The organism is Nocardia sp. CA-107356 (assembly GCF_050946365.1).
Taxonomy (GTDB): Bacteria; Actinomycetota; Actinomycetes; order Mycobacteriales; family Mycobacteriaceae; genus Nocardia.
Genome location: NZ_CP191992.1, coordinates 5509833 through 5522918, shown reverse-complemented (window position 1 = coordinate 5522918; position 13086 = coordinate 5509833). Strand labels below are relative to the sequence as shown.

The 13086-nt window shown below is 64.8% G+C and carries 9 protein-coding genes; 8 read left to right on the top strand and 1 reads right to left on the bottom strand.

Annotated features, from left to right (window positions below; genetic code table 11):
• Positions 1-53: 53 nt before the first annotated feature.
• The 4 genes from ACQP1G_RS25020 (at position 54) to ACQP1G_RS25005 (ending at position 5914) form a co-directional block, all read left to right on the top strand.
• Positions 54-1067, top strand: a complete 1014-nt coding sequence (locus ACQP1G_RS25020) for an acyl-CoA dehydrogenase family protein (RefSeq protein WP_433192016.1) — start codon at positions 54-56, stop codon at positions 1065-1067.
• A complete protein-coding gene (locus ACQP1G_RS25015) occupies positions 1052-2212 on the top strand; it encodes an acyl-CoA dehydrogenase family protein (protein WP_433192015.1) in 1161 nt (386 codons plus the stop codon). Before ACQP1G_RS25020 ends, ACQP1G_RS25015 begins: the two co-directional genes overlap by 16 nt.
• Before the next feature lie 397 nt (positions 2213-2609).
• Entirely contained in the window at positions 2610-4961 is a 2352-nt protein-coding gene (locus ACQP1G_RS25010; RefSeq protein ID WP_433208783.1) for an arylsulfatase, read from the top strand.
• A gap of 47 nt (positions 4962-5008) precedes the next feature.
• The gene (locus ACQP1G_RS25005) at positions 5009-5914 is read left to right on the top strand and encodes a formylglycine-generating enzyme family protein (protein ID WP_433208780.1); all 906 of its coding nucleotides are present in this window, start codon (positions 5009-5011) and stop codon (positions 5912-5914) included.
• An 8-nt stretch (positions 5915-5922) separates the two neighbouring features.
• Here ACQP1G_RS25005 and ACQP1G_RS25000 read toward each other — a convergent pair whose 3' ends face one another.
• Positions 5923-6093, bottom strand: a complete 171-nt coding sequence (locus ACQP1G_RS25000) for a hypothetical protein (RefSeq protein WP_433192014.1) — start codon at positions 6091-6093, stop codon at positions 5923-5925.
• Between the two features lie 255 nt (positions 6094-6348).
• Between ACQP1G_RS25000 and ACQP1G_RS24995 the strand changes: the two genes are divergently transcribed.
• The 4 genes from ACQP1G_RS24995 to ACQP1G_RS24980 all read left to right on the top strand — a co-directional run bounded on the left by ACQP1G_RS24995 (position 6349) and on the right by ACQP1G_RS24980 (position 12871).
• On the top strand, positions 6349-6981 hold the full coding sequence (locus ACQP1G_RS24995) for a YczE/YyaS/YitT family protein (protein WP_433192013.1): 633 nt from the start codon (positions 6349-6351) through the stop codon (positions 6979-6981).
• Positions 6982-7080: 99 nt separating this feature from the next.
• Positions 7081-8556, top strand: a complete 1476-nt coding sequence (locus ACQP1G_RS24990) for a flavin-containing monooxygenase (RefSeq protein WP_433192012.1) — start codon at positions 7081-7083, stop codon at positions 8554-8556.
• 6 nt (positions 8557-8562) lie between these two features.
• The gene (locus ACQP1G_RS24985; RefSeq protein WP_433192010.1) at positions 8563-10326 is read left to right on the top strand and encodes an FAD-dependent oxidoreductase; all 1764 of its coding nucleotides are present in this window, start codon (positions 8563-8565) and stop codon (positions 10324-10326) included.
• 280 nt (positions 10327-10606) lie between these two features.
• The gene (locus ACQP1G_RS24980) at positions 10607-12871 is read left to right on the top strand and encodes a molybdopterin oxidoreductase family protein (protein WP_433192009.1); all 2265 of its coding nucleotides are present in this window, start codon (positions 10607-10609) and stop codon (positions 12869-12871) included.
• Positions 12872-13086 lie beyond the last annotated feature (215 nt).

Genomic DNA, 13086 nt, shown 5'->3' with positions numbered 1-13086 from the left:
ATCCTCGAGAAAGCGGGTAGATGGACTTCGGATTCGATGACACACAGAGCGCGGTGAGTGAGGCCGTGACCGGCATACTCTCGCGTGGACCGGCGTCCGCCGAGGTGTGGCCGATGTTACGGGAGGGCGGCCTGCTCACGCTGAGCCTGCCGCAGGAGCACGGTGGCGCGGGGCTGGGAGCCGTGGAAGTCGGCATCGTGGCGCGGGCGCTCGGGGAAGCCGCCCTGGCCACCCCTTTCCTCGGCACCGCTGTTGCAGGTCTGGTCGCCGCACGGTCGGCGGCCGGCCCGCAGATCGGCGAATGGTGCAAAGGCGTGGCCGACGGTGACATCACCGCGGTGTGCGTGCGCGCCGCAGGCGCGCGCGAGCTGCCCACCTTCTCACCGGACACTGAAATATGGGGCGTCACCGGCACATTCGGTGCAGCTCACCATGGTGAGCAGGCGCGGTGGCTGTTGGCACCGACCACCGGTGGACCGGTGCTGGTGGATCTCAGTCAACCCGGTTTCACCACGACGGCCATCGAAACCTCCTTGGCCACAGCGGACCACGCGGCGCCGCACGATATGTACTTCGAGCTCAGCGAGGTAGCGGGGACTCCACTGATAGCGGAAGCATCCGATCCCGCTGCCTTGTTCACCGACCTCTACCGTGCGGTCTTCCTCGCCTACGCGAGCGGATTGCTCAATGGCGCACTGCGACTGACCGCGACCCATCTGGGTAGCCGCGTGCAGTTCGACCGCCCGTTGGCGACCTTCCAGGCGGCGTCACAGGAGATCGCCGACATCTATGTGCTGGCGGCCGCCGTGGAATCGATGTCGCTGTACTGCGATTGGACCCTCGACAACGGCGGCACACCGAGTGCGGATCTGGACGCGGCGCTGTTCCTGTTCGCCGGTGAGGGCCGGGCGGCCATGCAGATGTGCCATCACCTGCACGGCGGCTTGGGCGTCGATGTCACCTTCCCGATGCACCGGTACTTCTCATTGGCCAAAGATGTCGTGCGGCACTGCGGTGGCGAGCGGCACAATCTCGGAAGGCTGGGCACCCGGTGTTCATCGATCTGACTCCTGAGCAGAAATCGCTGCAGCGCGAAATCCGGTCGTACTTTGCCTCTCTCGTCAGCGAGGACGATGCGCAGACGCTGCTGTTGGACCGACACGGGACCCTCGCCCAGCGCATCGTCCGGCAACTCGGCCGGGACGGCTGGCTGGGCGTCGGCTGGCCGAAAGAGTTCGGCGGCAGGGGTTTCGGGCCTTTGGAACAGCAGATCTTCGAGTCCGAGGCGGTGCGCGCCAGCATTCCGCTGTCATCGGTCACTCTGCAGACCGTCGGACCGACCCTGCTGCGGTACGGCACCGAGGAACAGAAGCAGCGCTTCCTGCCCGGCATCCTGCGCGGCGAGATCGAGTTCGCCATCGGATACACCGAACCGGACGCGGGCACCGACCTGTTCTCCCTGACCACCACGGCGAAGCGACAAGACGACGGTTCCTACCTCGTCAACGGCCACAAGACCTACACCACAGGCGGGCACAGCGCCGACTACATCTGGCTCGCCGCCCGGACCGGCACCACCGAATCACGGCATCGGGGTCTGTCGATCCTGATCGTCGACACCGACGATCCCGGATTCAGTTGCACTCCGATCATTTCGCTCGACGGGGCCCACCACACCAATGCCACCTATTACCACGACGTGCGGGTGCCGGCCTCCATGCTGATCGGCGAGGAGAACAAAGGTGTCGAATACCTTATCTCCCAGCTCAATCACGAGCGCGTGATGCTCTCGCCGTCGGGCCGGATCGCCGCGGTCTACGACCTGGTGCACAAATGGGTTGTGACGCAAGGCCTGACCGATCGGTCCGAGGTCGGGGAGTGCCTCGGCGAAATCCTGGCTGTGCTGCGGGTCAACACCATCCTGAACTGGCGGGTGGTCGCCTCCACCGGTCTCGCCGGGCCCAGCCAAGCCGACGCGGCGGCCTCGAAGGTCTTCCACACCACCCGCGTCCAATGCGTCGCCCGAATCGCCGAGGACATCATCTATTCCTGGGGCGACCTCACCGACCCCTTCACCGCCCGGACCCTCAAGGCCCTGGATGTCCACGCCAAACGCAACGTCGTCATCACCTTCGGCGGCGGCGTGAACGAAGTAATGCGCGATATGGTGTCGGAAGTCGGCCTGGGACTGCCCAAAGTCACCCGCCGATAGCCGGCGCTGGACTGTCCACCCGAAATCTGTGTTCGGTTTGTTCGGCACCGGACGGGCCGCGTGACTGTTGGGGTGTGGTCGCTCACCGGCCGATCGATGGGTCCATGATGCGCGGGGCCTTTTATCAACTCCTGATAGGAATCCCTGCCGGTCGGTACTCTTTGTGAATACGAAAGGTGCTGATCAGCGGTTTCTGGACATCACTTCGGCAGTGGTGTGGCCATCGCGCGTCGGCTCGAACACCCGGACCCCGCCCCGCGGTATCGCCCGAGGCAGGGGCGTCCGATCCGGCCGTATGGCCGCAACAGTCGGCGTGCGCACGGCATGAGGTCCGGCATCCCGGACGAGACAAGGATGAGAACGGTCTACGAACAGCTCTCGCAGCTGGAGGTGGATGATGGCCAAGAAGTTCGAAGGGCATATCGCGCTGGATATTCGTGATTCGGTGCCCGACTGGGGGCCTTTCGCGGAGCCGACGGCGCCGCAGGGCGCGCCGAATGTGCTGTATCTGGTGTGGGACGACATCGGGATCGGTACGTGGGACTGCTACGGCGGTCTGGTCGACATGCCGAATATGAAGCGCATCGCCGATCGTGGTGTCCGGTTTACGCAGTTCCACACCACCGCGCTGTGTTCACCGAGCCGTGCCTCCTTGCTGACCGGTCGGAATGCGACTTCGGTCGGTATGGCGACCATCGAGGAATTCACCGATGGATTCCCGGGCATGTCCGGGCGTATACCGGCTGAAACCGCGTTGTGCTCAGAGGTGCTCGCCGAGCGCGGGTGGAATACGTACGCGATCGGCAAATGGCATATGACGCCGCTGGAGGAGGAGAATCTGGCGGCCTCGAAGCGGCATTGGCCGCTGGGGCGTGGGTTCGAACGGTTCTACGGTTTCCTCGGCGGCGAAGCCGACCAGTGGTATCCGAATCTGGTGTACGACAATCATCCGGTCTCGCAGCCGTACGCACCGGAAGACGGATATCACCTGTCGAAGGATCTGGCCGACAAGTCGATCGAGTTCATTCGCGACTCGAAGATGATCGCCCCCCAAAAGCCGTGGTTCATGTATCTGTGCCCGGGGTGCGGGCATGCGCCGCACCACGTCGCCCAGGAATGGGCCGATAAGTATCGCGGCCGATTCGACATGGGCTATGAGAAGTACCGCGAGATCGTGCTGGAGAACCAGAAGCGCATGGGTCTGGTGCCGGAGAACACCGAATTGTCGCCCATTAATCCGTATTCGACTGCCACCAGTGCCGACGGCAAACCGTGGCCTGCGCAGGACACGGTGCGCGCGTGGGATTCACTGTCGGAGGAAGAGAAGCGGCTGTTCCGGCGCCAAGCGGAGGTGTTCGCCGGATTCCTGTCCTACACCGACGCGCAGATCGGCCGACTGCTGGATTACCTCGAGGAAAGCGGCCAACTCGACAACACCATCATCGTCACCTTCTCCGACAACGGCGCCAGCGGCGAGGGCGGTCCCAACGGTTCGGTGAACGAGATGAAGTTCTTCAACGGCTACATCGACACGATCGAGGACACTTTGGGCAAGCTCGACGAACTGGGTTCGCCGACCACCTACAACCACTACAGCATCGGCTGGGCGATGGCGTTCAACACCCCGTACAAGCTGTACAAGCGGTATGCCTCGCACGAAGGCGGCATCGCCGACCCGTGCATCATGTCCTGGCCCGATGGAATGGCGGCGCGCGGGGAGGTGCGCACCCAGTACCTCAATGTCTGCGATGTCACCCCCACCGTCTACGAACTGCTCGGTATCACTCCCCCGGACACGGTGAAGAATGTGGTGCAGCGTCCCTTGGAGGGTGTGAGTTTCCGGGCGCTGCTCGATGACGCGAACGCGGATACCGGCAAGCACACGCAGTTCTATTCGATGCTGGGCACGCGCGGCATCTGGCATCGCGGCTGGTTCGCCGACACCGTGCACGCGGCATGTCCGTCCGGCTGGGGACATTTCGACAAAGACCGCTGGGAACTGTTCCATATCGAGCAGGACCGCAGCCAGATGCATGACCTGGCCGATGTTCATCCGGAGAAGCTGGAGGAGATGAAGGCGCTGTGGTTCTCGGAGGCCGAGAAGTACAACGGACTGCCGCTCAACGACCTCGACATCATCTCCGCGTTGACCAGGTACCGCCCGACATACGCGACCGATCGGGACAATTACGTCTACTACCCGGGCAGCGCGGAGGTGGGACCGGGCGCGGCGCTGGAGATTCACGGCCGGTCGTTCGCGCTACTCGCCGAGACGACGATCACCAGCCAGGATGCGCAAGGAGTGCTTTTCGCCCACGGTGGACGTCTCGGTGGGCACACCCTGTTCCTCCAGGACGGGCGCCTGTACTACATCTACAACTTCCTCGGCGATGAAGAACAGACCATCGTCTCCGACCGCCCGGTACCGCTCGGCGATCACATCCTCGGGGTCCGGTATGAACGGCACGGCACTCGGGCCGACAATTTCACGCCCACCGGTGAGGCCATCTTGTACATCGACGAAACCCCGGTGGGCTCACTCGATGACATGCGGACCCAGCCCGTCACCTTCTCCGGTGTGGGGGAAGGCGTCTGTGTGGGTCGCGATAGCGGTCAGTCGGTTTCCGCGCGCTACCGGGCGCCGTTCCCCTTCACCGGGGGAACCATGCATCAGGTTGTCGCGGATGTGACCGGAAAACCGTACGAGGATCTGGAAATGGCTGCGGCCGCGGCCTTTTCGCGCGATTGAGGCGATCGCTTATGGCTACCGCAATCCGCTCCGAGGTCCGCCACGGCATGGTCTGGATATCGGGCGGCAGCTTCGCGATGGGATCGGACGACTTCTTTCCTGAAGAGCGGCCGGTGCACCGGGTCCGGGTCGATGCGTTCTGGATCGACCCGCACCCGGTCACCAACGCCAAGTTCCGACGCTTCGTGAAGGAGACCGGATACGTCACCGTCGCCGAACGCAGTCCCGCGGCAGCGGATTACCCGGATGCGGAGCCAGCGAGCCTGGTACCCGGTGGGCTGGTCTTCCGGCCCACCGCGGGACCGGTGTCGTTGGACAATTGGCGTCGCTGGTGGCGGTATGTCCCCGGAGCGAGCTGGCGCCACCCGCGCGGGCCGGGCAGCACACTCGACCGGCACGACAGACATCCGGTCACCCAGATCGCCTACGAGGACGCCGCCGCGTACGCGGCCTGGGCGGGTAAACAGTTGCCGACCGAGGCCGAATGGGAGTACGCCGCCCGCGGCGGACTGGACGGGGCCACCTTCGCTTGGGGCGACGAATTCGAACCCACCGGCCGACGCCTGGCCAATGTGTGGGTCGGCGCATTCCCTTGGCAATTCCACCCCGGCCGAGGGCAGACACCGACGCCCGGCACCACGGCGGTCGGCACCTATTCGCCCAATGATTACGGTCTCTACGACATGACCGGCAACGTGTGGGAGTGGACGGTCGACTACTTCCGCTCCCAGCACCCGGCTCCGTCCTGCTGCGCCCCGCGTAACCCGCGCGTGGACACACCAGAATCAGAAGCGGCGCAACACTTTCCACGCCGCGTTATCAAAGGCGGCTCGTTTCTGTGTGCAGCCAACTACTGTCTGCGTTACCGGCCCGCTGCCCGGCAAGGTCAGACCGAGGACACCTCCACCTGCCATCTCGGCTTCCGCTGCGTGGTGCGCGACGGAGATTCGTGAGAGTGGGTTCAGAACGTGTAGACGAATTGGGCGGCGTCTTCCATCACGACCGAATACACCGCCCCTGCCTGTGACGTCATCGACGACCCGTGCTCGGTGCCGCCGACCACCGGCGTACCTTGAGAGACCATTTCCGCGCCGCGAACGGTGGAGAAGCCGAGCGTTTCTTCCGGTGCCACCGCCCTGTGATGCAACGGTTTTCATGATCCGCGCAGTGCATCGACTTCCACGTTCTCACTAGGGTTTCTTCGATCGGGGGCGGCGCGCAAGTGGCGATCTCCACCGTCTCTGCACCCGCGTCGAACGCTCGATCGATGGCATCGTGAAGGCGCGGTATGAACAGTCGATTGATCTGTCCTGCAGGGGCCGGTTAGAGGGCCAGTGATCGGGGATTGGCTCTGTTTCGAGAGGCCAGTTGTCGGCATGCTGGGCTGATGTTGGTTCGGCGGCTGGTAGCGCTGTATGTCGGGTTGTGGTTGTACGGGTTCTCGATGGCGGTGATGATTCGGGCGGGGCTCGGGTTGGATCCGTGGGATGTGTTCCATCAAGGGGTGGCCCGGCATGTGCCGATCAGCTTCGGCGCGGTCACGGCGGCTACCGGAGTCGCGGTGCTGTTGGCGTGGATTCCGTTGCGGCAGCGGCCAGGTCTGGGGACGGTGAGCAATGTCGTGGTGATCGGGGTGTCGGTCGACGTCGGGTTGTGGATGCTGCCGGTGTGGGATTCGTTGCCGGTGCGGATCGGCGCGATGGGGGCCGCGGTGGTGTTGAATGCGGTGGCTACGGTGCTCTACATCGGGGCCGGCATGGGGCCTGGGCCCCGTGATGGACTGATGACTGGACTGGTTCGGCGGACCGGATGGTCGGTGCGGTTGGTGCGGACCGGGATCGAGGTTTCGGTGCTGGCGACCGGCTGGCTATTGGGCGGCAGTGTCGGGGTGGGAACCGTGGTGTACGCATTCGGGATCGGGCCGCTGATCCAGGTGCTGATTCCGTTCGTCGATCGGTACCTTCCGGGATTCCACGGCGATCGAAAGGTCGAGCCGGATGTCGTCCCGGTTGCGCCGTAACCGCGTGCGCCGTAACCGCGATGTTTGTGGCCGAAAATATTGATTTTGTGGCCGCGACGCTCTCTCGCCGACAAGGTCGGCGTTCATACAGTTATCGACATGACTAGCACTCCCTCTGTGCTCATCGTCGGCGCGGGCTTCGGCGGTCTCGCGGCCGCGCTGGAGCTCGAGCGCCGCGGTTACGACGCGTTCACCATCATCGATAAGGCCGACGGGCTCGGCGGGGTCTGGCGGGACAATACCTATCCCGGCGCCGCCTGTGACGCGCCGTCGGATCTGTATTCGTTCTCCTTCGCTCCGAATGCGCACTGGCCGAAGCGGTTCGCCGACCAACCCGACATCCTCGCGTATATGCGCGATGTCGCGCGGCGCTACGACCTGGACAGGCATATGCGCTTCGGTGTCGAGGTCGCTTCGGCGGATTTCGACGCCGATCGTGGCGTGTGGCAGGTGCGCACTACCACCGGTGAGGTGCTCGAAGCGGATGTGTTCGTACCTGCCGTCGGTCAGTTGTCGCGTCCGGTGTGGCCGAACATTGCGGGTATGGATTCGTTCGGTGGGGATGCATTCCATTCGGCGCGCTGGGATCACGATGTCGAGCTGACCGGCAAGCGGGTCGCGATCATCGGCACCGGTGCGAGTGCGATTCAGATCATTCCGGCGATTCAGCCGAAGGTCGGGCAGTTGACGGTGTTCCAACGGTCCGCGCCGTGGATCATCCCGAAGGTCGAAAGCTATTACGTGCCACCGAAGCTCAACGCGCTGGACAAGTTCTCGATCGCGAAGAAGTTCCCGATCATCCAGCGCGCGGAGCGGTTCGGCTGGTATGCGTTCTACGAGTTGGTGACCTCCGGGCTGGAAGGCAACGGGCGCATCGCGGAGGTGATCTCCGGGTGGGCGAACCGGCATCGTGCGGCGCAGATCTCCGATCCCGAACTGCTGGCGAAGATGACGCCGGATTATGAGGCAGGGTGTAAGCGCGGGCTGATGGCGAGCAACTACTACCCGGCGGTGGCGCAACCGAATGTGCACGTGGAGACCTCGCGCATCACCGAGATCACGCCGACCGGTGTGCGCACCGAGGACGGTGTGCTGTTCGAGGTCGATGTCATCGTCTACTGCACCGGGTTCAAGGCCACGGAGTTCTTGGCGCCCATGGCGATTCGCGGGATCGGCGGCAAGGAACTCAGCGAGGTGTGGTCGGGCGGTGCGCGCGCCTACAACGGGCTGACGGTGCCGCATTTCCCGAATATGTTCATCATGTACGGGCCGAATACGAATCTCGGTGCGGGCTCGATCATTTACATGCACGAGCGGCAGGCTCGTTACGTCCGCCAGGTGGTCGAGCACCTGCGTGGGGTGCGCGGTTATCTCGCGGTGCGCCCGGAGGTCGAGGCCCGCTTCGACGAGGAGATCCAGGGGCGGCTCGAACGTACGGTGTGGACGAAGTGCACCAGCTGGTATCGCGAGGCGAGCGGGCGGGTGTCGGCGAACTGGCCGGGCCGCATGAGCGAGTACGACAGGCGGGCCCATTTCGACGCCCGTGACTACGACCTGGTTCGCACCGGAGGGTAAGGGCATATGACGCACTATGACGTGCTGGTGATCGGTTCCGGCTTCGGCGGCAGCGTCACCGCGCTGCGGTTGACCGAGAAGGGGTACCGGGTCGGTGTCCTGGAGACCGGTCGCCGCTTCGCCGACGACGAATTCGCCGAGAACTCCTGGCATCTGCGCGAATACCTGTGGGCACCGAAGCTGGGTTGCTTCGGCATTCAGCGGATGACATTGCTCAACGACACCTTCATCATGAGCGGCTCCGGAGTCGGTGGTGGTTCGCTGGTGTACGCGAACACGCTCTACGAGGCGCCGGACACCTTCTACCGCGATGGGCAGTGGGCGCACATCACCGATTGGAAGTCCGAGCTGGCACCGCATTACGACCAGGCCAAGCGGATGCTGGGGGTGACGACCAATCCGGCGACGACGCCATCGGATCGGGTGCTGCACGAGGTCGCCGAGGATATGGGCATCGGCGACACCTACCGTCGCACGCCCGTCGGAGTGTTGTTCGCGGACAAACGGACTCAGCCGGGGGACGTGGTCGCCGATCCGTTCTTCGGCGGTGTCGGGCCGCAGCGACGTTCCTGCACACACTGTGGTGAGTGCATGACCGGATGTCGGCACGGCGCGAAGAACACCCTGGTCAAGAACTACCTGTATCTGGCCGAGCAGGCGGGTGCGACTGTGCATCCGCTGACCACCGCGGTGGCGGTGCGGCCGCTGTCCGATGGTGGGTACGCCGTCGATACGGTGCGCACCGGGCGTTGGGTTCGCAAGGCGAAGCAGACCTTCACCGCGGACCAGGTGGTGTTCTCCGCGGCCGCGCTCGGCACCCAGCAGTTATTGCACAATCTGCGCGATCGCCGCGTGCTGCCGAATATTTCGCCGCGTCTGGGGCATCTGGCGCGCACGAACTCCGAGGCGGTGCTGGCGGCCCGAACGCGCGATAAGGATTCGGACTTCACCAAGGGTGTCGCGATCACCTCGTCGATCCATCCGAACGCTCACACCCATGTGGAGCCGGTGCGCTACGGCAAGGGCAGCAACTTCATGGGGCTGCTGACGACCGTGCTGGTCGACGGGCAGGAGGGTAAGCGACGCTGGGTGCTCGGCCTGCGTGAAATGGTGCGGTATCGGCGGGATCTGGTGCGGATGCACAATCCGGCGCACTGGTCCGAGCGGATGATCGGACTGCTGGTCATGCAGAATGTGGACAACTCGATCATCACCTACAACAAGCGTGGTTTGCTGGGTAGGCGGATGACCACCAAACCCGGTGCGGGCCAAGCGCCTCCGGCGTGGATTCCCGAGGGCAACGAGGTCACCCGGCGGGTCGCGGAAAAGATCAACGGCATACCGCAGGGCAGCTGGACCGAGATGGCGAATATCCCCATCACCGGCCACTTCATCGGCGGCTGCGCGATCGGCGACTCCCCCGACACCGGCGTGGTCGACCCGTATCAGCGGCTCTACGGCCACCAGGGTCTGCATATCGTGGACGGTTCGACGATCTCGGCGAACCTCGGGGTGAACCCGTCGCTGACCATCACCGCCCAGGCCGAGCGCGCGATGTCGTTGTGGCCCAACAAGGGTGAAGCGGATCAGCGTCCGCAGCTCGGTGCGCCGTACCGACGGCTCGACGCGATCGCGCCGAAGAACCCGGTCGTCCCGGCAGCCGCGCCTGCCGCGCTCCGATTGCCGATCACGCCGGTCCAGCGCGGCGGCACCTCCCTCGACGAGCGTGCGGAACTTCCTTGTCTGCCGGGCCAATTCCTGGGCAGGTAGAGCCCTGAGGGGCTGGTATGAAGGGGAGCTGTGGCAATAGAATGGATGAGGGGCGGTATTGCATCATTTGCGAAATCCGTTCGCGCATAACAACTTCCGAAGCATCGACGGACATCGGTCGGTGTCGTGAACCCGCCGACCGTGATCGACGCGACTGCACCGCCTGCCCCCGCCGGTGCCGAATGCGCGGATCGATCGGCTTCGGTCGGAACGGTACGTCTGGTGGGGGCGCCCCGCTACGCTGAGACGGTAACTCTCTCAATGGTGTGGAGGAACACGGATGAGCACGGCATCGCGCAGCGATTCCATGACCAGTGGCGGCCGGGCGACGACAAGGTCTGCTACCACCATCGCAAGGCAATGCACATTGTGTGAGGCGCACTGCGGGATTCTGGTGACGGTGGACGGGGACCAGGTCACACGGATCGAGGGCAATCCGGATGACGTGCTGTCGCAGGGGTATATCTGCCCGAAGGCGACGGCGATGGGTGGGCTGCACCACGATCCGGACCGGTTGCGCACGCCGGTGCGGCGAGTCGGTGACCAGTTCGAGCCGATCGGATGGGACGAGGCGTTCCGGGAGATCGGGCGGCGGCTGCGGACGGTGCGCCGTGAGCACGGGCCGAGTGCGATCGGGATGTATCTGGGAAATCCGGCGGCGCACAGCTCGTCGGTGATCTATGGCGCGCTGCTGCGTGCGGTATTGCTGACGCGGAACTTCTTTACGGCGTCCTCGATCGACCAATTTCCGCAGGAGTTCGTGGCGTGGCGGATGTTCGGGTCGAATGTGCTGATGCCGGTCGCCGATATCGATCGCACCGATCGGCTGGTGATCATGGGCGCCAATCCGGCAGTGTCGAACGGATCGGTCACCACGATGCCCAATGCGAAACAACGCATTCGCCAGGTGCGCAAGCGTGGCAAAGTGGTCGTGATCGATCCGCGACGGACCGAGACGGCGCGGCTGGCCGATGAGCATGTGGCCATCGCGCCCGGCGGTGATGTGTATCTGCTGCTGGCCGTATTGCAGGTACTGGTCAGCGAAAACCTGTGTGACGAGGGCAGGATTCGCGCGCAGTGCACGGGCTGGGGCGAGTTGCGCACGCTGGTCGCCGAGGTCACCCCGGAGGTCGCCGCGCCGCTCGCGGGTGTCGATGCCGAGACGATTCGCCGGCTGGCGCGCGAGCATGCCGCGGCCGAGTCCGCGCTGCTGTACGCACGAATCGGAGTGTGCCACCAGGTGACCGGTACGCTCACCCATTGGCTGGTCAACACCATCAACGCGGTGACAGGCAATCTGGATCGGCCCGGCGGGCAGATGTTCGCGACGCCGCCGATCGATGTCGCCCGGTTCGCGAAATACCTGCCGGTGGCGCACGGGGCATGGACGGATCGATCCGGGGTCTACAAATCGTTCCGTTCGGAGTTGCCGGTCGCGGTGCTCGCCGATGAGATCCTGACCGAGGGGGCCGGGCAGATCCGCGCGATGATCACCTACGCGGGTAATCCGGTGCTGTCGACACCGCAGCGCGGCAAACTCGGCGCGGCGCTGGACTCGCTGGATTTCTATGTAGCCGTGGACATGTACGTCACCGAGACCACCCGGCACGCGGATATCATCCTGCCGCCGATCTCCCCGCTGGAACGCGAGGATGTGAACATTCTTTTCCCGTTATTCAGTGTGCGGAATAATCTTCGCTACGACGCGCGGGTCTTCGAACCCTCGGCCGACGGGCTCGAGGACTGGCAGATCATGGCGCGGTTGATCACCGAACTGGTGCCGATACCCGCGCGCCGGTTCACGACTCGCGCGCTCAATGCTGTGCTGGAGCAGTTCAGCCCGATCCGATTGACGACCCTCGGAGTGGCTGTCGGTCCCTACGGGGTGCTGCGGCGCGGTCGCAAAGGGTTGACCGTCGCGAAGGTACGCGCCGCCGCCGGTGGTATCGATCTCGGTCCACTGCAGCCGCGCTTGCCGGCGCTGATCGGGACCGAGGACCGCAAAGTGCAGTTGGCGCCCGAGGATTTCGTCACGGCCGCCCGTGAGTTGCTCGACGACGCCCGCCGCGGTAAAGCGGTGACCGCACCCCCCGACGGCTATGACCTCAAACTCATCGGTCGCCGACACCTGCGCAGCAACAACTCCTGGCTGCACAACGTCCCGTCGATGGTGAAGGGACGCGACCGCTGCACCGCCCTCATGCATCCCGCCGACGCCGCCGAGCGCGCCCTCACCGACGGCACACCGGTCGCGGTCACCTCCCGCACCGGCTCGATCGTGGTCACCCTCGAGGTCAGCGACGATATCCGCGCCGGCACCATCGCCATCCCACACGGCTGGGGCCACCGCGAACCCGGCGTCGGCTGGCAGGTGGCCGCAGCCCTGCCCGGCGCGAATGTGAACCTGCTGCACGATCCGGCACTCACCGACACCTTCTCCGGCAATGCCGCGGTCAACAACACCTGGGTCACGGTCACACCCGCCTCCCCCGATCCGAGGGCGGCGGTATCGGACGCCGATCACCAATCCGCGTCCACTCCGTAACCGTGCGCTCACCGCAGGCTACCGACGATGGTCACCGCCGCCGTCCGGAATGCCGTTGGCGCCACTGCTCGATACGGCCGGTCGACGCCTACCTGCTCCACTGAACGGTGTGCACAGCCGCGGAGCTACCGCGCCGTCGGGCGGACCATCGCGGGCGAATCAGTCGACGAGCATCTGAGCCGGTTTCCGCAGCCGCGCAATCGTTTTCAGACCCG